Below are 18,005 nucleotides of genomic sequence, written 5' to 3' on the forward strand. Positions count from 1 at the left end.
AGCTTTGCCTGTTTTTTCATTGCCCCATGACGCGCATTTGCAAGAAGCATCCGCCTGACGAGGTTTTTAACCATGAGAAGACTGCCCATCTTCCTGGTCTTGGACTGCTCAGAGTCCATGATCGGGGAAAGCCTGAAGAAAATGAATGATGGCCTGCAAAGGATCGTCAGCGACCTGAAAAAAGACCCCCACGCGCTTGAGACCGCCTGGATATCGGTGATTGCCTTCGCTGGGGTGGCAAAAACCATCGTACCGCTGGTGGAGGTGGTGTCGTTTTATCCCCCTCGCCTGCCGATCGGCGGTGGCACCAACCTGGGCGCGGCATTGCGGGAACTGACCCGTCAGTTGGATCAACAGGTCAGAAAAACCACCCAGGAACGCAAAGGCGACTGGAAACCAGTGGTGTACCTGCTCACCGATGGCCGCCCAACGGATGATACCGCCCCCGAAATCAAGCGCTGGAAAGAAAACTACGCCAATAAGGTCAACCTGATCGCCATCGGCCTTGGCCCTTCGGCGGATATGAACATCCTGCGGCAGCTGACCGACAACGTCTTGCTGTTCACCGACAGCCAGGAAGGGGATTTCGCCCAGTTCATCAAGTGGATCACCGCTTCTGTCTCAGCCCACAGCCGCAGTGTGGGGGAAGATGCGCCTCCGTTGCTCACCCACACCGATCATATAGTGCGGCTGGCCAAAGACGATATTGCCAGAGCCTACGACGAAAACTGCGTCACCCTGACGGGCCGTTGCAGCAAGTCACGTCGCCCTTATCTGATGAAATACGAACGCCCGGCCATCAACCTCTCCTCGCTGGATTTCAAGCTCAATATCAACGGCTTCAACCTCAACGGCTGCTTCCCGATCGATGAGGATTATTTTGCCTGGAGCGACGAATCGGCATCCGCCATTCAGGTCAATACCAGCGAACTGCACGGCGTGCCGGGTTGCCCGTACTGCGGCAATGCCAGCGCCTTTGCGATGTGTACCTGCGGCAAACTACTGTGTGTCAACGGACCCGATGACGTTATCTGCCCATGGTGCGATAAGGGACTGACGTTCAGGGAAAACGGCGGCGACTCCGATTTCGACGTGACGCGAGGGAAAGGCTGATGCAAGACGTGGAGAAACTGCGCCAGAACGTACTCATGCTGATCCTGGCAGAAACGGGCGCAACAACGGATGACGCCCAGCTTGCCAGCCTGCAAGCCGATGATGAGATCGGCACCTTGCTGACCAACCTCATCACGAAAGTGACGGCCAAGACCCCCGTAGCGGTTGAGACAACAGAAGCTTCGCCGTTGGTTGCCAATGACGATACCTTGGCCGACGAACCTAAAGTGGTCCTCACCAAGAGCGATGACATCCCTGTTGTCGCCCCAGATATCGCAGGTCTGCCAACACCAGACGACTGGCAGAAAGCACCGTTTGAGCCACTGGAAGTGCAAGGAGATGCCACATTGCCTGAAGAAAGCGCCAAAGAAAACCTGAAGCCAGGCCAGATCCCGTCCGGCACCGCTACCCCGATTAGCACACCGCAGAACAATCAGCCGCAGGCAAAAATCAACGTGGCTAATGCCCGTACCGGCGTCCCCTTCCACTCTGAAATCGATATCGTGCTGGATGATGGAATGACCGCCGAAGTGCTGGCCGTCGCGTTCTCTAAAGATATCGGCATCACCTTTGATCCGGCGACCTCTTCACTGGCAGGCACCGCCACCGAAAGCGGCGACTTTGACATCACGGTTACCTGGTCTTGCCCTGCTGCGCCGCAATGCACCACCCAAGTGCCCTTTATCGTTAACCCCGACCCGCGCAGCCTGTGGAAAATCCTCGAGCCGCCTGCCGATTCGCGCTATTTCAAACCGCACGTCGCCCATCAGCAGATCCTGGAGCCTGGCGTAAACATCGTGGCGGCCAGCCGCAGAGGGCGTTCACATGAACATGCGGGCACCTTCCGGGACGATGACTTCTACATCGCCAGCAATAGCGATAACGGCTGGAACGTCATGTTGGTGGCCGACGGAGCCGGTAGCGCTAAAAACTCGCGCGAGGGCTCGCGTATCGCGACTCAAACCGTGGGCAACTACCTGACTAATCTTTTGAATAGCGACAAAGGCCAGGAACTCAAAGCCTGCGTTGAAAACTGGGGAACTGACGATCAGCGGATAGTCTGGGAGGCGTTTAATCGCCTATTCCGCCAGGCCGCGATCATGGCCGTCAACAATATCAGCAATGAATCCATCCGGGCCGAAGAGAGCGCCAAATCCTATTCGACCACGCTGCTGGTCACCGTTTCCTTGCGTACTGGGGCCGAGCTGTTCGCCGCCTCTTTCTGGTTGGGCGACGGTGCCATTGCGGCCTACGGGCCGGTGGGCAAAGTGCGCGTACTGGGCACGCCAGACAGCGGTGAGTATGCGGGCCAAACGCGTTTCCTGGATGCCGATGCCGTGAACGATGCGAACTTCAGTAAGCGCATCAGCATCGGAAAATGGACCGAGGTCTCTCATCTGGTACTGATGACGGACGGAGTCTCCGATCCCCGGTTTGAAACGGATAATGGCCTGCAAAATAGCCAGAAGTGGGATGATCTGATCGCGGAGCTGACGCCCTGCCTGAGCGACCCTGCGCAGCCCGCAGAGCGGCTGGCCGAATGGCTGAACTTCTTCTCCCCGGGCAATCACGACGATCGAACCCTAATCGTGGCGTGGTGAATGGATTGGACTACATAGCGGGTGAGTGAAATGGCAAATATTATTACCTGTACTACCAGGGATGGCGAAACCATCCAGTATGTCGATGAGATCATCGGCTCCGGCTCGATGAAGGACGTCTACTTTTCGCCGGATAAGTCATACGTAGTCGCGTTCTATAAAAAGCCGCAGAACGAGCAGGCGAAAGAACGCATTGAGATGATCACTGGCCGCTACCGGCAGAACATCTTTGAGCAAGCCGGTGGGGATTACTGGCAAGGGCTGTTTTGTTGGCCCACCAGCATAGTGGAACACGACGGCAAAATCGGCATCGTGGTGCCCACCTACCAGAGCCACTTCTTTTTTAAGTACGGCTCCAAGAATAACGACTTCCTGGGGATTAAAGGCCGCGAGAAGGAAGGCAAATGGTTTGCCAGCGCCAATAACCAGAACAAGTTCCTGGATCCGCGCGAACGTGGCAACACCCTGAATTACCTGAAGGTATGCCTGCTGCTGACCCGGGCCGTCCGGCGTATGCACGCCGCTGGCCTGTGCCATAGCGATCTGAGCTATAAAAACGTGCTGATCGACCCCGAACAGGGCCACGCCTGCATCATTGACGTCGATGGGTTAGTGGTGCCAGGTAAATATCCCCCAGACGTGGTGGGCACACCGGACTTTATTGCCCCGGAAGTGGTGAAAACCAGCCACCTGCCGAAGGAAGATCCGCAGCGCATTCTGCCAAGCATTGCCACCGACAGGCATGCATTATCCGTCCTTATCTACATGTACCTGTTCTTCCGTCACCCGCTGCGCGGCGGCAAGATCCATGACATGGACGATGAGATGCGCGATGAATCGCTGGCCATGGGTGAAAAGGCGCTGTTTATTGAACACCCGACGGACCACAGCAATGCGGTCAAACTCAACCAGGTCAGCCCTTCTTCGCTACCTTGGGCCGATCCGCAGAAAGTGCCCTACACCATTATGGGCCCCTACCTGACACCGCTGTTTGAAAGGGCGTTTATCGAGGGTCTGCATGAACCCACAAGACGGCCAACTGCCGATGAGTGGGAAACGGCGCTGGTGAAAACGGTGGATCTGATCCAGCCGTGCCAAAACGCTGCCTGCGAACAGAAATGGTACGTGTTCTCCGGTAAAAACCGCCCAGCCTGCCCATATTGTGGTACGCCGTTCAAGGGTAAGCTGCCGATCCTGAACCTTTACTCCTCGCGTAAAGCCGGGAGCTTCCGCCCCGACGATCATCGCCTGATGGTATGGAGCGGCCAGTCGATTTACGCCTGGCACGTTAACCGCCTGATAGCCCCCAACGAACGCACGCCGGACGCGCAGAAAAAACGCGTGGGCTATTTCGTATTCCATAACGATCAGTGGTGGCTGGTGAATGAAGGCATCAGCGGGCTGCTCTCCTTGCCGGATAAAAACCCGGTGGCGATCGGTGACAAGCTGGCGTTGAACGACGGTGTCCAGTTCGTGCTTTCCACCGAAGAAGGCGGCAGGCTGGTGGTGGTGCAGTTGGTGGAGAACTAAGCTTTGGTGAGTGCGGGGTGTGGCCCACCTCGCACTAGGTTATGGGGGAAAGGAAGGCCCACATCTGTACCCCTTAAAAAAACAACCATTAGTGCTTTCATTAACCTTTCACCCTTGGCGTAACATCCTCTCCCACAGTGCTCCTCAATCTATCTGGGCTGCATTGCCACAACCAGTGGTACAGATCGTGACTGCGCTGGAATCCCAATTTTCGCATGGATGCCTGTTTATGGGCGCTGACGGTCTTGGTGCTGATCTGCAACTTTCTGGCGATCTGTGTAGGCGATAAGCCTGCTGCTATCGCCTGCAAGACTTCTCGCTCTCGCCGAGTGATCTTTTCGTAGTCAGGTACGTAGGGGGCATTATTATTGAGCTGCACGTCTAACAGACTATCCAGCAGTTGCATCACCGCCTCGGGTTTATCATTCAGGCCGATGTCTCCCTGTTGATAGGTGACCCCTTCTGTATTTTTTTTCCGTATGAGGATTTGGTAGTGTTGATACCCATCCCCCCTCCAGTCGGCGTTGTTCTTGACAATCAGATCCGCAACGTTCAGATCAATAATACTCTTACCGTCTGCATGGATAAATAGAGGGGATACTCCCCGGAGATAAAAATACCTTTCAAAAAGGTGGCGAATGCCTTGTAAGAAATAAAAATTGTTGCCCCACAGAGCAATGACCATGTGTGAGTTCATATTGACCCCTTCGCAGCCTAATTCTTTTTAAATAGTACCGTTGATTATGCGATACATCATTGGGATAAATCCCTAGCCCAGGTAGGTGTTGCAATACACCAGCGTAAGCTCTTTTGGTCTGGCACCGATGAGACATACGCCTTCTTTTTCTTTACCAGTTTCATCAGGTAGTAGCGAGAAACATAAATGTTGGTATCACAGTAATCGGCAATATCCCGGGTCTTGGGCCATTTATCTTGCGGAGGCAATGTGCCGAGCGGGCAATCAACACGGCTCAACACCTGCAACGCCGTCAGAACCTTGTCGAAGGCTGCATTATGTTTTTTATATTTCATTAGGTTAAACCTTTTCTCTTACGAGCTTTCGTGATGAGTCAGCCCGCGTTACAGGCCAAAGCCCACCGGTCAAAGCGGCAAACGGCATGCAGGTCCCGTCTGCTTGGCTTTCTGAGCGTATTTAATACCACATCGGAGTAAAGTATTTATAAACGTTACAATAACGAGTTTTAAATCTGACAAAATTAAATTTGCGATATAAAAATCCAGTTCAATAATGATGAACACGATAATAACTCGCAATTTAGCCATAAAAACCACCTGCCAAGGCATTTATTGCGAAATTGCTTTGCTTATCAAAAAACACTTTTCAAAAATAAGGTTGGCCGTGATAATCCCGGCCTAAATTGATGAACAAGAAACATCTTAAGAATATATGAAATAAGCGTAGAGATTAATCCTAACAAAAATGAAAGATCAGGCTTTCGATTTAGATAATTATTGGGTCCGGAAAACCGTCCACGTCCAGCTCAGCCAAACTGTGTATCCAGTGATGGAAAGGCAGCAGCACACTGAAATTTAACAAGTCTTTCACGCTTGATGGATAGCCAACCTCTCTCAATCCATTAGGCACAAAGTCTTGGCTTAAAAGCGCATAGGAATAGCATCAGGATGCTTTGCTCACTTCTTAAAAAAACTGACGGCATCAGTAGTGATGATTTTATTGAAGATACTTTGTCTGTTCGGATTGTTCAGATAAATGATGGCTCGTGGCTAATAATCAGCTACGAAATGATTGCATTCACTTTTTTAATACGTAAATAAGGAATTCATTATGCGTAAGTCTATTTTTACTCTGGCTCCGGTTGTTGCAGCTCTGTTGGCAGGATCTGGCGTGGCTCAGGCCGCGTCTAACGCCCAGATGACCATTACCGCCAACGTTGTGGCAGCGACCTGTGACGTTTCTCTCTCCAACGCTAGCCTGGACCTCGGTAACCATTCCAAATCTGCCTTCACCGCTGTGGCAACCCCAGTTGCCAACAGTGTGAAAACCTTCACCGTGGGTCTGAACAACTGTGAAACCCCGGCAGCAGCAGGCGATCAGGCAAGCCTGATTGTAAGCGGCCAGACGCTGGGGGGTAACCCGAACATCTTTAACAGCACCGGCACCAATACCGGCGTCATGTTAAGTGAAGTAACCACACCAGCAGCCTACATTACCGCTGGCCAAAAATTATCGGTAGCCAAAGCAGGTGAGACCCCGGAAGCAGGCGATTTCAACGCGAAATCCTTGAGCCTGCAGGCTGGTTTGGCCTCTACGTCTCTCACGCCGGATATCGGTATGGTTAGCGCCCCAATCCTGTTCAGCTTTGCCTACAACTGATGTGTTCCAGCGGGCCGATGGCCCGCCTTTTCGTGAGCCACAATATGACACGCTTTATCTCCCTGTTTTCGCTGCTAGTGGCCCTGCTGGGTGCGCCGTTGGCTGGCTGGTCCGCCGGGTTTGGCATTAATGCCACCCGCCTGATTTACTCGGAAGGGGCCAGCAGTATCAACGTAACCGTCCGTAATACCCTCAGCGATAAGCCTTATCTGGTGCAAGCCGCGATCAGCAGTAAACAGGATGCACAGACCGCCGCCCCGTTCACCGTGACGCCGCCGCTGTTCCGTCTGGAACCTCAAAGCACCAATCAGTTACGTATCGCCTTTACCGGCCAGCCGCTACCCGGCGATCGGGAGTCGGTGTTTTATTTGCATGCCACCGCGATCCCGGCCAGTACGCAAACGGATCCGGCTCAGCAGCGCAATGACGTGCAAGCCCAACTGCGTTTCGGCGTAGGCAACATTATCAAGCTGTTCTACCGGCCTGCGAGCCTGAGCGGATCCTCTGCCGCCGCCCAAAAAGAGTTGCAGTTCTCCCGCGTGGCTGGGGGGCTGAAGGTGACCAATTCCTCTCCCTATTTTGTCAGCCTGGCCGCCTTGAGGGTGAGTGGGCAACAGCTGGCCTTGGACACGCCGGCTGCACTCATGATCCCCCCTTTCGGCAACCATATCTGGCCGGTTAAAACGCCGTTGGCAACCGGCAAGCGAGTGCAGTGGCAGACCATTAATGATACCGGAGGCACCGATGCGTTCAGCGCAACGTTACCTTAAGACCGTGCTGGCTGTCGTGCTGGCAGGCGGTGGAGCGGTATCCGCCCCGGTGCAGGCCGTGACGCTGGATTTCTCCGCCGTGCTGACCAATGGCACCTGCACGCTCAGCCTGGATAAAAGCACTCTGCCTTTGGGTGTCATCGCTAAATCTCAGCTGCGCCCAAACCAGCTGGTTGCTCCACAGCCCTTTACCCTGTCCGTGCAGGACTGCACCGGTTCTGCGGGCGGCAGCCTCAAGCCTGTCGTGACTATCACGGGCACCGGTACCACCCAAGACAGTAAATGGCTGTTTCGCAATGCCGGATCGGCGGCGAATACCGGGATATTGGTGATCCAGAGTGCCTCCGTGCCGGATTACAGCCAGCCCGAAGTCAAAAACAACAGCGTGATTTCACTGGCGAACCCCGGACAGATACCGGTCAACCAGACGTTCACCTTTTATGCCGGTGCCAGTTGTGGCGGCGGCACCGGGTGTGCCGCAGTCGCGACCGGTGACGTGACGGCCACTCTGATGTTTGAGTTTGTCTATCAGTGAGGGCCCGATGACACAGCGATTTCATCAGGTGCTATCAAGCCTGCTGTTCACTTTTAGCCTGTCCGCACAGGCCGGGAGCGGCGGCATCAGCCTGGGGCAGACACGCGTTATTTTTTCTTCAGCAGATAAAGCGCAAACCCTCACCGTCAGCAATAGCGGGCAACAGGCTTATCTGATCCAGGCCCGAGTACAAAACGGCCTGGACGATACGACCCCTGCGCCGTTTATCGTTACGCCACCGCTGTTCTCGCTGCAAGGCGATAGCCGCCAACTGCTACGACTATTGCCACAGGGTGCCACGCTGCCCACCGACCAGGAGTCGCTGTTTTATCTCTCTATCTCGGCCATTCCTGCACAGGCTGAACCCGTAACGGCGGCCAATCGGCTGTCGGTAGGGGTACGTTTTGTGATCAAGCTGTTTTATCGCCCGCAAGGGTTGGCGTTGCCAGCGGACAACATCCCTTGCCTGCTGACGTTCAAGCGTGAAGCACACGGCGTGCGGGCCATCAATCCCACCGGCTATTTTCAGACCCTGGGGATGTTGGCTGTTGACGGGCATACCGTGGCGCTAGACCAACAACCAGCGATGGTGCCTCCGCACAGCAGTATCACCCTGGCCGTTGACGGGCCGGTGAATAAGGTGGCCTGGCAGACGCTCACCGACTATGGCGGGCTCTCCCAGACCTGCCAGCAGACAGGCTCAGCCTCCACGGAGACCACACCATGAAATACCCGATTTATCTTCTGATGGGCCTATGCCTGTTGGTCAACAAAATGGGCCTGGCACAGGACAACGTCTCGCCGGGGATATCCTTTTACGTGCTGCGGGTGATTTACCCGGAGGGCGAAAAACAGGGCGTAACGCTGACCGCCTACAACAAAAGCCCCGCCCCGTACCTGATGCAATCATGGATCCGCCCGGTCGATCCGGCCACCGGGGATGTGGATCTGAGCTGGCATGGCACCCCGGTGATGCCGTTTATTGTCACACCGCCGCTGGCTCGCCTGGAAGCGAACGGTGAACTGGCGCTGCGTATCCGCCGCAACGATATACCGCTGCCTAACGATCGCGAATCGGTTTTTTTTATCTCCATGAAGGCGCTGCCCACCCAGCAGCCCGACGGTGAGCAGATGGTGATGACGGTCGTGAGCAATATCAAACTGTTTTATCGCCCGGCGGGATTGATGAAACGCGCCGTGGCAGACATGGCCCCGAAGCTGACCTTCAGCCGGGCAGGCGACCAACTGACAGCAACCAACCCGACCCCCTATTGGCTCACCTTCTCCCGCCTGGCGGTGGGGAATGTGGCGTTGGACAAACCGGCTCTGCGCCTGATGGTACCGCCTTTCGGCAAGCAGTCTTACACCCTGCCCGCCACCGCGAGCGGGAAAGTCAGCTGGCAACTGATTGATGAAGATGGCTGGGATACCCCGGTTGCCCAACAGGATTGACGATTTCGCCCTTCCTGGCTCGTTACCGAGAGCCACGTTCTTTCAGACGGATAGGATAACCATGAAAATTCACCCTCTTGCTCTTTCCCCATTTCTGGTGGGCAGCGCATTGATTGCAGGCACGTCTCCAGCCTGGAGCCGCGACTACTTTGACCCGGCGCTGTTGTCGCTGGGTGGTGGCCTGGAAGCCGTCACCGACCTGAGTGCGTTTGAAAGCGCCGGACAGACCCCACCGGGGACGTATCTGGTGACGGTGCTGGTCAACCGCAGCGAACGTGGCCAATACCGCGTCGTGTTCACCCCGGGTGATAAGGGCCAGGTCAGCCCGGAATTGACCCCAGCCTTCCTGGCGGAGATGGGGGTCAATACCCCCGCATTGCCGGCTTTTGGCGGGTTGCCGGTCGACAAGCCCGTCAGTGATCTGGCCACCCTGATCCCTGATGCCCGAGTGCACTTTGATTTTCAGCAGCAGCGCCTGGAACTCAGCATTCCCCAGGTGGCGATGAAGCCGGACGCCAGCAGCGTGGTTAACCCTGCGCTATGGGACCAGGGCATGACCGCGTTTTTACTCAACTATACCCTCAACGGCGGGCGCAGCCGCCAGGACGGACAATCGGGCCAATCCACCAGCGAACAGACCAACCTGTTCCTTGGGCTGCACAGCGGATTGAACTGGCAGGCCTGGCGCCTGCGCAGTGACATGACCTACACCCACAATAATAGCCGCAGCGGCTATGGAGACACGCAACGCAACCAGCAAACCCGTTTCTCAAATACCTATCTGCAACGCGATATCCAGGCCTGGCGTTCGGATGTGCTGGTTGGGGAGAACAATACCGGCAATGACGTTTTCGACAGCATTCCATTTCGCGGGGTGAAATTGAGCTCCAGCGAAGACATGCTGCCGTTCAGCCTGCGGGGATTTGCCCCGGTGATCAGCGGCATTGCGCAGAGCAACGCACGGGTTACCGTCAGCCAGAACGGGAACGTGGTGTACCAGGCGTATGTCGCCCCGGGGCCGTTTCGGATCAATGACCTGTACCAGACTGGCCAAGGGGGAGATCTGACGGTCACGGTGACCGAAGCGGATGGCAGCGTACGTACCTGGACCCAGGCCTTCTCGGCGCTGCCGGTGATGCAACGTCCGGGTGGGCTGAAGTACGAACTGACCGCCGGGCGCTACAACGGCGGCATCACCACCGGCTCCAGAGAGGCCCATTTTGCGTTGGGCACCCTGATTTACGGGCTGCCTCATGACATTACGCTGTACGGCGGCGGGCTGATAGCGGAGAAATACGCCTCGGCGGTGGCGGGCAGCGGGATTTCGCTGGGGGATTTCGGCGCCATGTCGGCGGACGTGACCCTCTCATCGGCCCGCATGTATGACGAAAGACAGAGCGGCCAGTCATACCGGGTACGTTATGCCAAAAGCCTGCTCAGCACGGGCACCTCGGTGGATCTGACGGCTTATCGTTACTCCACCCGGCACTATTACAACTTTGCCGACTTCAACAACAGCGGTTATCAGCTCAGTGAAGGCCAGGTGCCCTGGGCACTGGCCCGACAGCGTTCGGATTTCCAGGTGCGGGTAACCCAGCAACTGGGGGATTTTGGATCGCTGTACCTGTCGGGTGCGCGCAGTGATTACTGGGGCGATGAGCAGGTGAACAACACCCTGTCGGCGGGTTACACCGGCAGCTGGCACGGCGTGAGCTATGGCCTGGCCTACAGCGTTGACCGGATAAAATCCGACGGGGATTGGCCGCAGAATCGCCAGTTGGCGTTCAATATGCAGGTACCGTTCAGCCTGTTCAGCGCACAGCCCGCCCTCAACCGCAGCTACGCCAGCTACCAGATGACGCACGACAGTGAAGGCCGTGTGCGGCAACAGGTGGGGGTGAGCGGTTCGGCGGCAGAAGACCGCCTTTCCTACAGCCTGATGCAGGGGTGGAGTAACAACAACCAGAGTGGTGACGGGGGGAGCACCAGCAACCTGAATCTGGGTTGGCAGGGGAGCCAGGGCATGGTCAGCGCCGGGTACAGCCACAGCAGCCGCTATAACTCACTGAATGTGAGTGGTAACGGGGGTCTGGTGGTTCACCCCAACGGGGTGACGCTGAGCCAGCAACTGGGCACCTCGGTGGCAGTGGTTCGCGCACCGGGCGCTGCCGGGGTGAGCGTGATGAACGGCGGGATCCGCACCGACAGCCGCGGGTATGCGGTGGTGCCGTACCTCTCGCCTTACCAGAACAACACGGTGAGCCTGAACCCGTCGACGCTGCCGGAAGATGTCGACCTGCCGCAGAGCAGCGCCAATGTCTATCCCACCAAAGGGGCGGTGGTAGCGGCTACGTTTACTCCACGCACCGGCTATCAGGCGCTGATAACCCTGACCCAGGCTGGCGTGCCGGTACCCTTCGGCACGCTCGTGACACTGGCCGGGGAAGGGGCGGAGATCAACAGCGGCATCGTGGGTGATGCAGGCCAGGTGTACCTGAGCGGGTTGCCGGAACAGGGGAAATTGCGCGCGGTGTGGGGCCGTGGGGCTGCACAGCAGTGCCTGGCCCACTTCAACCTGAGCAAGGCGGCAGTATCAGCAAACAATCCGGTGCGCATGCTGAATGCGCAATGTGAGGAAGGACAGTGATGAAACAGCGTTTAATAAAGACAGCATCATGCGGTATCGCCAGCATCGCCTTAATGATGCCCCTTGCTGCCCCCGTTCTGGCGGAAACCATCACCATCGGCAAGGGTACGGGGATCCTATGGGAGGGCATGCCGTTTAACGCGACATTAACTGGCCCTCTCGATCATCCACAACTGAATCCCATATACGGACTCTTGTCAGTCTCTAGATCATCGACCCGGTGTATGGCTTCAAATGAATTGAAGAACATTGGTGGCTATTTGGCCTTCCCACTGACCGGGGTACCTGGAGTCGGATTGATGCCTCGGGCCTCGGGTAGCGCCACTTATACCCTAAATAACAATTCACAGGGGAAGTTGACTGGCACCATTGGCCAGCCGGAAACCAGAGGCTCCTCGACGTCACAAGATAATATTATCTCGCCACCAAACTATACATGGTGCCTGCCCCCTGCCATGTCGATAAATACGGCATTTTACTCGGGTTCGGGTCCTCGTACGGCAACGCTCTCAGGCACTTGGGTTCTGGTGGCAGACGGCAGCCAAAAAGCTGGAGAGGGGTCGGTTCCACCCATGTATTTTGGCAGCTTTTCCGCCACTGGCTCGGGGGATAGAACTACCTCTATATTGCCCACCAATATTTCCCTGCGCATCTCCACGCTGGAATGTAGCGTGAATACCCCGACAGCCATTAACTTTGGTTCGGTCATTCGCAATACCCAGGTTAATGCAGAACTGGCGGTAAAGCCCGTGCAACTGGTTGCCACCTGCGGGCAGCCTACTGACCAGATAAATGCCAATATCAATCTGCAGTTCCGCGCCATCAGCGGTCTGTACAACACTACCGCTTCACGGCTGGCATTAAATCAAGGGGGAGGCTATATCACCGGAGAAATTGATAACGGGGTGACCGGCAGTGGCGACTGTAAGGCAACAACCGGCCTACGCTTTGATAACTCGCTCATAAAACTGGGCAGTATCGCCAGTGCGGAAAGCAGCAAAACCTTGACCAATCAGCTCACCTGGCGACTGTGTTCGGGAGGCAGCAGCGTGCCAATCGGTGCGGTCACGGCCTCTACGGAAATGCTGGTAACGTTTAACTGAGCCGCATTTGGCGCTGCTGACGGTTGGGCTGATTTCCAGCCGTCCAGCGTATTAGAGACGAGCCTAGTTTACGCTGGATATAAATTGATATTACTGACTTAAGCTTCTGTGCACATCATAAGGATTTCATTAGGTAAGGAAATCATGTAAACGCCATAATTTAATTTTGTTAACTTCATTTTTATGTTGTCAAATTTTAACACATCAAAAATATCAGCAAACTTACCCCCCCCTCCTCTAATATAGAAGGAATAATAGTCCCCCTCTTTACTATAAGTAAAGTTAACAACACCATCTACATGAGTCGGCATGGCATTTGGACATGAATAGGACCCTGATATCAGCAGATATCCTTGATTTTTTCCATTAATGGATAGGAACAGATCAAAAGCGCTAGTCTTATTACATATTTTAGTTTCCACTTCACGATGCACCTGTGCTCGACAGGTAAAAAATGGCCCCTGCGCCATCTGTTGCCAAGCGGCGTAGCCCCCAACCCCCAGTATCATTAATAAAAGTAAAATAACCAACAGTTTATTCTTCATTTTATTTCTCATATTTAGACGCATAGTAATTTTCACAGGGCGCATTACTCATATAAGGGCAATAGGCGAGTAAATGCCTGATGCTCGCGCGACCCGATGAATCCACCTTTTTATCAGCGATAAAATAAACATTGGCTTGACGCTGACAATCCAGACTTACATTATTAACCATAGTTTTAATCGTATTAACGTTACTGGTTATATCTTGTCTCTTGGTTTTTTCATCCGCCAGGTAGAATTGGCATTGCTCAACGCTAAAGAGCAATGTCCTGATAGATTGCAATCTGAAATAGTCATAAATACCGGGTAAAAACAGCGTAAATAATAATACAGAGGGTACCAAAACCCCCATGACCTTCCGACGCCAAAATGAAGATGGGACTTTGACATCACCACTGACAGCATCATTTTCAGGGAAAGCATTTTCTATGCTGTTTTGTTGGCAGGAGAGTGAATCATCATCGAAAGAAATCTCCGCCTCAAACAGAAATCCATACTTAGGTATGGTGCAAATCAGGCCGTCACAGCCACACCGTGCCAACGCTTTTCTCAAAAGGGAGACATAGCTATTCAAATTATTACTGGATGAGCTCAATCCTCTTTTTTCCCACAGCTGATTTAAGATAGCCTCTCTGCTTAACGGGATACCATTATGCTTTATCAACAATAACAACAGATCGCTGGTAACACGGTTTAACGTAACCATATCCATACTGTTATCAAGGCAATATAGCGTTCCGTCTAATATGTTAAATCTCACCACACCATTGATAATGATCTGCCCCATAACCCCCTCCCTCAGTATTTCCCCGGCCCTTCACTCTGATTTTTCAGTATAAAAAACGTTCAAAAAAACACTTACACCACCGTGCTCAGGAAAACTGTCATTTTATACCACAGGTGAAAAAATCACAAAACTTAGGATTAAAATCTAAATAATTACAAAAAGAAAAACAAAAATCTGTTGGTATGGCTAAATTATTTATATATCAACACGAGAAATATCTTATTGATAGGGTATACCCCATAGACACGGCAACGATTGAGCATGCCACAAACCGGTTATGGAGAGTTTCAACAACACCATATAGCCAATTAAAAAAACCTATAGAACCATGACCTAAAACTATTTTTAGGTAGCTACAGCTTTAATCAAAAAATGATAATCGCATAGGGGAATAATGTCATCATGAATAAAAATATAAAGGAAATTTCATATCTTGAAGATAGTTCACTTATATTAGACAACAACAAGCTCATTACCAAAGATGAGAGAAAAGAGGCCATTTTAAGCAAAAACCAAAAATACCTCTTACTCTGTTTAATGAAAAAAATCAACGAGAAGAATGAAATAATCAGTTGTATCTGGGATAAAGGAAACTGTAAGAAAAATAGTTATAATCAGTTAATTTATCAAACTAGAGAACTGCTGACGCGCAGCGGATTTCCACCCAATATAATTATCACCATCCCACGTTATGGTGTGTATTTAAACCAAGAAATGTTAACCACAAAGCCTAAGATAGATGAACGATTTTTAAATGTATCAAATTTACATACTCTTTTTTAGCAGTATTACGGCCAAACACGCTCATCGTTACACCCTAGAAAAAAATCATGCTAATAAGCTGACACTGAATATGCCGCCTGACTGCTACTTGCTATCAATATAATGTAGTATCACACGCGCCCCGTCTCGGGGCGCAAGGTTATTGATAATCCGCCCGTAATACCGCGTTCGCGCGGTAGTCTCCCCCCTGCATTTCATCCCCCTGTAGAGTAGCTTCAAATAGCAAATCTGTACCACCCGGAGGTGATGCCACATATATCCCATCGCTACCAACCACTTGACCGTTCGCCTTTAATGTAGCCTTAAGTCGATCGGATAGCACAAGCGGATTAATTAAGGATAACCGCACGACCATGGTGCTGTCACAACGCAAGCGTTGTGTCTGTGCGATAGACAGGCCGTCCGTCTTTCCTGCCGCCACTGGGCCAAAAGGGAATACCATGGACGCCAGCGGCTCACAGGATACCGCCACTGGTGGCGGTGGCGACGACTGCTCCAAAGGTATACAGGCTATGCTGCCCGATACAGCACCTGATACATTGGCGCTCAGAGACTGAAAATAAGTCACGGTCACACATCCTCCGTTCCTTTTTGACTTTTCCCAGATTAAACGATTTATCTCCCATGTTAAGTGACCACTCGTTCCATGCTTTTGCGTAAACAAAGAGTAGATCTCTGCTAACCCTGTATTACTTTTTGGCACTACCACACTAACCCATGGGTCCTCCACCCTACCGCATAGTGGACAAGATATACCTATACCAACCACTGTATTTGCAAGATTTGTTTTATAAGAACTGGGGCCCTGACTCAGCCACTGCCAATCTATGTCGATTGTTACATTGGGCGCCGCATGGTACCCAGACTCTCGAATGGAAGCCATAAAATCTGCATTCGCGCTCCAGGCTACAAGGAATAAAATTACTGCCAGCCATTGTCGTCTCATTTAGTTATCTCTTTTTTGGTCAAAGCCGTTGCCCAGTACAAATCACAGCGACAATATTCAATAGGTGTTGAAGCCATTACCCAACGCAAAAGCCATTTTTCTGCTTTTACTGGTTATTTCTCCACATGGGCCCCCCACCCTATAATCAAGCGGGGTAAAAAGTGAGTCAGATAGCAGGCTGGTAACGCCGCTTACTCATACTCTAGGCTGAAAGTGGCCACCGCATTAAACGGCCCACGATTGATAGTTTTTTCGGCTAACGCTTCAGGCTCACCCTGTACATAGGCTTTAAACACCATCAGATTGCTTCCCTTGGCTAACAGATAACGTTCCCCGGCATGATTCAACGGCAGCGGTTTGCCATCAGCCGCTTCCAGGCCGATGGCAATACCGGAAGCCTGGCTGGCGGCGTCCAACGCCAATAATCCGGGTAAACTCACATTCTCATTGCCTCTGAATGTCACTCTCACACCGGTGCTGCCCAGCGTCAGGTCGCATTCCGCCAGAGGGATAGCAAACTGCTGCCCATGGGTGCGTTGGTTAAGATAGAGGTACTTATCGATCACCGTGCCAAAATCCAGTTGGATACTCTCCTCACCCGGCGGGATCACACAGGGCTCGGCCACCAGAGCACCGCGAAAGTGAAGATTGTCGGCCCCTTGCACGTTACAACTCCACAGCAGCGTTACTCCTATCATGCCCAGCCATATCCCATACCTACCGTTTTTACGCTCTATTGTCATTGCATTAGCCCACGTCACTGGTATTGCGCCCGTAAGGTCGCCGAGGCGACAAACGCGTCTTCTTGTAAGGTTGCCCCCGGCGTTTTGACCGGTACGGCCTCTAGCTTGGGTGGGTTGTTCGGGTCTACATCAATGGGTGTGTCGAGCGTAAACGGTTGGCCATTGTGTAATATCCGGATGCCTAAATCGGCCACGTTGGTTTGTATCGCCGCGTCATCATAGCCCGTTTGCTGCCCACTCAAGGTGAGGGTCATGTCGAGGCCCATGGCATCAGGCTCGCAGCGAATAAGGTAGTCTATGGTTTTCACATAGTTCACACCATCCACCTTATTGACCCCAACTCGGTCGCCAAAATCGATCTCTACGTCGTTAATGGTGCAAGATGGTGGTTCGATCAAGGTGCCGCGAAACAGCAAATTGTCCGCCGCTGATACCGGTTGGCTGAATGACGAACCCAACACCAGTAACAGGCTTACGGTTAAAAATCGGATCATCGTTTTGCTCCCTTTTACTGGTAACCCACTTTCAATACCGCCCCTGCGGAAAACCCTCCCGCTTGCGGCGTAGTGCCAGGAAACTTCACCGGCACCGCGGCTAAGCCAATCACATTGGGATAGGTAAACCTGATCGGACTGTTGATGGGGATAGGCTGGCCATCGCTCAGCATCATGGCAATCCCTAAATTGGCTTTATCCGTGCCCAATACATTAAAGCCAAAACCCGCGCTAGTACCCTGGATCTCGAGTGTCATTGCATTAGAGGTAGCCCCTTGGCAATCCAGGCTATAAGGCACTGGCTTCCTATAGTTGTGCCCATCCACTCTGGTGGTGATAAGGTCATCACCAAAGTCGACTTCAATCGGCTGACCACCATTAATCTCACAGGGGGCCGCCTGTACGGTAACGGTAACCGTCACCAAGCTGGCTGACGGGGCAGCCACTGTCAGTGGGCTAGCCAGCAACAGGGTTATATACAATCCCCCTATCGCCCATGGATGAACAACCGCTCTATTCAATGCGTTAGTCATAACTCAGCCCAAGATTGACCTGCGCCCAATAAGTACCGGCGTGAAAACAGGAAGAAACCCCTTCCCC

At 53.1% G+C, this 18,005-nt stretch carries 19 protein-coding genes; 11 read left to right on the forward strand and 8 right to left on the reverse strand.

Annotation, left to right across the window (positions count from 1 at the left end; genetic code table 11):
- The first annotated feature begins 72 nt into the window (after window positions 1-72).
- Genes N6G83_RS43280 through N6G83_RS43290 form a run of 3 tightly spaced genes read left to right on the forward strand, consistent with a single transcriptional unit; the run spans window position 73 to window position 4,244 of the window.
- A complete protein-coding gene (locus tag N6G83_RS43280; protein WP_065683507.1) occupies window positions 73-1,113 on the forward strand; it encodes a TerY-C metal binding domain-containing protein in 1,041 nt (346 codons plus the stop codon).
- A complete protein-coding gene (locus tag N6G83_RS43285; protein WP_211136708.1) occupies window positions 1,113-2,714 on the forward strand; it encodes a PP2C family serine/threonine-protein phosphatase in 1,602 nt (533 codons plus the stop codon). The genes N6G83_RS43280 and N6G83_RS43285 overlap by 1 nt, the downstream gene beginning before the upstream one ends.
- Before the next feature lie 30 nt (window positions 2,715-2,744).
- Window positions 2,745-4,244, forward strand: coding sequence for a helix-hairpin-helix domain-containing protein (locus N6G83_RS43290; protein ID WP_199061590.1), 1,500 nt, complete (start codon window positions 2,745-2,747; stop codon window positions 4,242-4,244).
- 100 nt (window positions 4,245-4,344) lie between these two features.
- Here the strand turns inward: N6G83_RS43290 and N6G83_RS43295 are convergent, their stop codons facing one another.
- The gene (locus N6G83_RS43295) at window positions 4,345-4,941 is read right to left on the reverse strand and encodes a response regulator transcription factor (protein ID WP_211136709.1); all 597 of its coding nucleotides are present in this window, start codon (window positions 4,939-4,941) and stop codon (window positions 4,345-4,347) included.
- A gap of 56 nt (window positions 4,942-4,997) precedes the next feature.
- Window positions 4,998-5,276 (reverse strand): FaeA/PapI family transcriptional regulator, encoded by a 279-nt coding sequence (locus tag N6G83_RS43300; protein WP_024527692.1) that lies wholly within the window; start codon window positions 5,274-5,276, stop codon window positions 4,998-5,000.
- Between the two features lie 775 nt (window positions 5,277-6,051).
- On the opposite strand from N6G83_RS43300, the gene N6G83_RS43305 reads away from it, so the two are divergent.
- The 7 genes from N6G83_RS43305 to N6G83_RS43335 all read left to right on the forward strand — a co-directional run bounded on the left by N6G83_RS43305 (window position 6,052) and on the right by N6G83_RS43335 (window position 13,107).
- A complete protein-coding gene (locus N6G83_RS43305; protein WP_074029986.1) occupies window positions 6,052-6,600 on the forward strand; it encodes a fimbrial protein in 549 nt (182 codons plus the stop codon).
- Window positions 6,601-6,644: 44 nt separating this feature from the next.
- Window positions 6,645-7,370: a molecular chaperone gene (locus tag N6G83_RS43310; protein ID WP_211136710.1), complete on the forward strand. Its 726-nt coding sequence runs from the start codon at window positions 6,645-6,647 to the stop codon at window positions 7,368-7,370.
- Window positions 7,345-7,905 (forward strand): fimbrial protein, encoded by a 561-nt coding sequence (locus N6G83_RS43315; RefSeq protein WP_074029985.1) that lies wholly within the window; start codon window positions 7,345-7,347, stop codon window positions 7,903-7,905. The genes N6G83_RS43310 and N6G83_RS43315 overlap by 26 nt, the downstream gene beginning before the upstream one ends.
- Before the next feature lie 7 nt (window positions 7,906-7,912).
- The gene (locus tag N6G83_RS43320; protein ID WP_211136711.1) at window positions 7,913-8,632 is read left to right on the forward strand and encodes a molecular chaperone; all 720 of its coding nucleotides are present in this window, start codon (window positions 7,913-7,915) and stop codon (window positions 8,630-8,632) included.
- A complete protein-coding gene (locus N6G83_RS43325) occupies window positions 8,629-9,357 on the forward strand; it encodes a molecular chaperone (RefSeq protein WP_211136712.1) in 729 nt (242 codons plus the stop codon). Before N6G83_RS43320 ends, N6G83_RS43325 begins: the two co-directional genes overlap by 4 nt.
- Before the next feature lie 61 nt (window positions 9,358-9,418).
- The gene (locus N6G83_RS43330) at window positions 9,419-12,004 is read left to right on the forward strand and encodes a fimbria/pilus outer membrane usher protein (protein ID WP_211136713.1); all 2,586 of its coding nucleotides are present in this window, start codon (window positions 9,419-9,421) and stop codon (window positions 12,002-12,004) included.
- Complete coding sequence (locus N6G83_RS43335; protein WP_260524166.1) at window positions 12,004-13,107, forward strand: hypothetical protein; 1,104 nt, start codon at window positions 12,004-12,006, stop codon at window positions 13,105-13,107. Before N6G83_RS43330 ends, N6G83_RS43335 begins: the two co-directional genes overlap by 1 nt.
- Before the next feature lie 98 nt (window positions 13,108-13,205).
- On the opposite strand, the gene N6G83_RS43340 is transcribed toward N6G83_RS43335, so the two are convergent.
- Both N6G83_RS43340 and N6G83_RS43345 read right to left on the reverse strand, forming a co-directional pair.
- Window positions 13,206-13,652 carry a hypothetical protein gene (locus tag N6G83_RS43340; protein WP_211136714.1) on the reverse strand — a complete coding sequence of 149 codons (447 nt, stop codon included), beginning with the start codon at window positions 13,650-13,652 and terminating at the stop codon, window positions 13,206-13,208.
- A gap of 1 nt (window position 13,653) precedes the next feature.
- Window positions 13,654-14,439, reverse strand: coding sequence for a winged helix-turn-helix domain-containing protein (locus tag N6G83_RS43345; protein ID WP_211136715.1), 786 nt, complete (start codon window positions 14,437-14,439; stop codon window positions 13,654-13,656).
- A 402-nt stretch (window positions 14,440-14,841) separates the two neighbouring features.
- Between N6G83_RS43345 and N6G83_RS43350 the strand changes: the two genes are divergently transcribed.
- Window positions 14,842-15,222: a hypothetical protein gene (locus tag N6G83_RS43350; protein ID WP_211135730.1), complete on the forward strand. Its 381-nt coding sequence runs from the start codon at window positions 14,842-14,844 to the stop codon at window positions 15,220-15,222.
- A 139-nt stretch (window positions 15,223-15,361) separates the two neighbouring features.
- Here the strand turns inward: N6G83_RS43350 and N6G83_RS43355 are convergent, their stop codons facing one another.
- The 4 genes from N6G83_RS43355 to N6G83_RS43370 all read right to left on the reverse strand — a co-directional run bounded on the left by N6G83_RS43355 (window position 15,362) and on the right by N6G83_RS43370 (window position 17,938).
- The gene (locus N6G83_RS43355; RefSeq protein ID WP_211135729.1) at window positions 15,362-16,168 is read right to left on the reverse strand and encodes a hypothetical protein; all 807 of its coding nucleotides are present in this window, start codon (window positions 16,166-16,168) and stop codon (window positions 15,362-15,364) included.
- A gap of 191 nt (window positions 16,169-16,359) precedes the next feature.
- Window positions 16,360-16,866: a fimbrial protein gene (locus N6G83_RS43360; protein ID WP_098929240.1), complete on the reverse strand. Its 507-nt coding sequence runs from the start codon at window positions 16,864-16,866 to the stop codon at window positions 16,360-16,362.
- 59 nt (window positions 16,867-16,925) lie between these two features.
- Window positions 16,926-17,405, reverse strand: a complete 480-nt coding sequence (locus N6G83_RS43365; RefSeq protein ID WP_098929241.1) for a fimbrial protein — start codon at window positions 17,403-17,405, stop codon at window positions 16,926-16,928.
- A gap of 14 nt (window positions 17,406-17,419) precedes the next feature.
- Complete coding sequence (locus N6G83_RS43370; RefSeq protein ID WP_211135728.1) at window positions 17,420-17,938, reverse strand: fimbrial protein; 519 nt, start codon at window positions 17,936-17,938, stop codon at window positions 17,420-17,422.
- Window positions 17,939-18,005: the final 67 nt, after the last annotated feature.

This window comes from Serratia sp. PL7, assembly GCF_945957435.1.

What these genes read in the sequence shown, in the direction of transcription:
- N6G83_RS43280 (WP_065683507.1), top strand. Translation starts at nt 73, where the DNA reads ATGAGAAGACTGCCCATCTTCCTGGTCTTGGACTGCTCAGAGTCCATG.
- N6G83_RS43285 (WP_211136708.1), top strand. Translation starts at nt 1,113, where the DNA reads ATGCAAGACGTGGAGAAACTGCGCCAGAACGTACTCATGCTGATCCTG.
- N6G83_RS43290 (WP_199061590.1), top strand. Translation starts at nt 2,745, where the DNA reads ATGGCAAATATTATTACCTGTACTACCAGGGATGGCGAAACCATCCAG.
- N6G83_RS43295 (WP_211136709.1), bottom strand. Translation starts at nt 4,941, where the DNA reads ATGAACTCACACATGGTCATTGCTCTGTGGGGCAACAATTTTTATTTC.
- N6G83_RS43300 (WP_024527692.1), bottom strand. Translation starts at nt 5,276, where the DNA reads ATGAAATATAAAAAACATAATGCAGCCTTCGACAAGGTTCTGACGGCG.
- N6G83_RS43305 (WP_074029986.1), top strand. Translation starts at nt 6,052, where the DNA reads ATGCGTAAGTCTATTTTTACTCTGGCTCCGGTTGTTGCAGCTCTGTTG.
- N6G83_RS43310 (WP_211136710.1), top strand. Translation starts at nt 6,645, where the DNA reads ATGACACGCTTTATCTCCCTGTTTTCGCTGCTAGTGGCCCTGCTGGGT.
- N6G83_RS43315 (WP_074029985.1), top strand. Translation starts at nt 7,345, where the DNA reads ATGCGTTCAGCGCAACGTTACCTTAAGACCGTGCTGGCTGTCGTGCTG.
- N6G83_RS43320 (WP_211136711.1), top strand. Translation starts at nt 7,913, where the DNA reads ATGACACAGCGATTTCATCAGGTGCTATCAAGCCTGCTGTTCACTTTT.
- N6G83_RS43325 (WP_211136712.1), top strand. Translation starts at nt 8,629, where the DNA reads ATGAAATACCCGATTTATCTTCTGATGGGCCTATGCCTGTTGGTCAAC.
- N6G83_RS43330 (WP_211136713.1), top strand. Translation starts at nt 9,419, where the DNA reads ATGAAAATTCACCCTCTTGCTCTTTCCCCATTTCTGGTGGGCAGCGCA.
- N6G83_RS43335 (WP_260524166.1), top strand. Translation starts at nt 12,004, where the DNA reads ATGAAACAGCGTTTAATAAAGACAGCATCATGCGGTATCGCCAGCATC.
- N6G83_RS43340 (WP_211136714.1), bottom strand. Translation starts at nt 13,652, where the DNA reads ATGAAGAATAAACTGTTGGTTATTTTACTTTTATTAATGATACTGGGG.
- N6G83_RS43345 (WP_211136715.1), bottom strand. Translation starts at nt 14,439, where the DNA reads ATGGGGCAGATCATTATCAATGGTGTGGTGAGATTTAACATATTAGAC.
- N6G83_RS43350 (WP_211135730.1), top strand. Translation starts at nt 14,842, where the DNA reads ATGAATAAAAATATAAAGGAAATTTCATATCTTGAAGATAGTTCACTT.
- N6G83_RS43355 (WP_211135729.1), bottom strand. Translation starts at nt 16,168, where the DNA reads ATGAGACGACAATGGCTGGCAGTAATTTTATTCCTTGTAGCCTGGAGC.
- N6G83_RS43360 (WP_098929240.1), bottom strand. Translation starts at nt 16,866, where the DNA reads ATGATAGGAGTAACGCTGCTGTGGAGTTGTAACGTGCAAGGGGCCGAC.
- N6G83_RS43365 (WP_098929241.1), bottom strand. Translation starts at nt 17,405, where the DNA reads ATGATCCGATTTTTAACCGTAAGCCTGTTACTGGTGTTGGGTTCGTCA.
- N6G83_RS43370 (WP_211135728.1), bottom strand. Translation starts at nt 17,938, where the DNA reads ATGACTAACGCATTGAATAGAGCGGTTGTTCATCCATGGGCGATAGGG.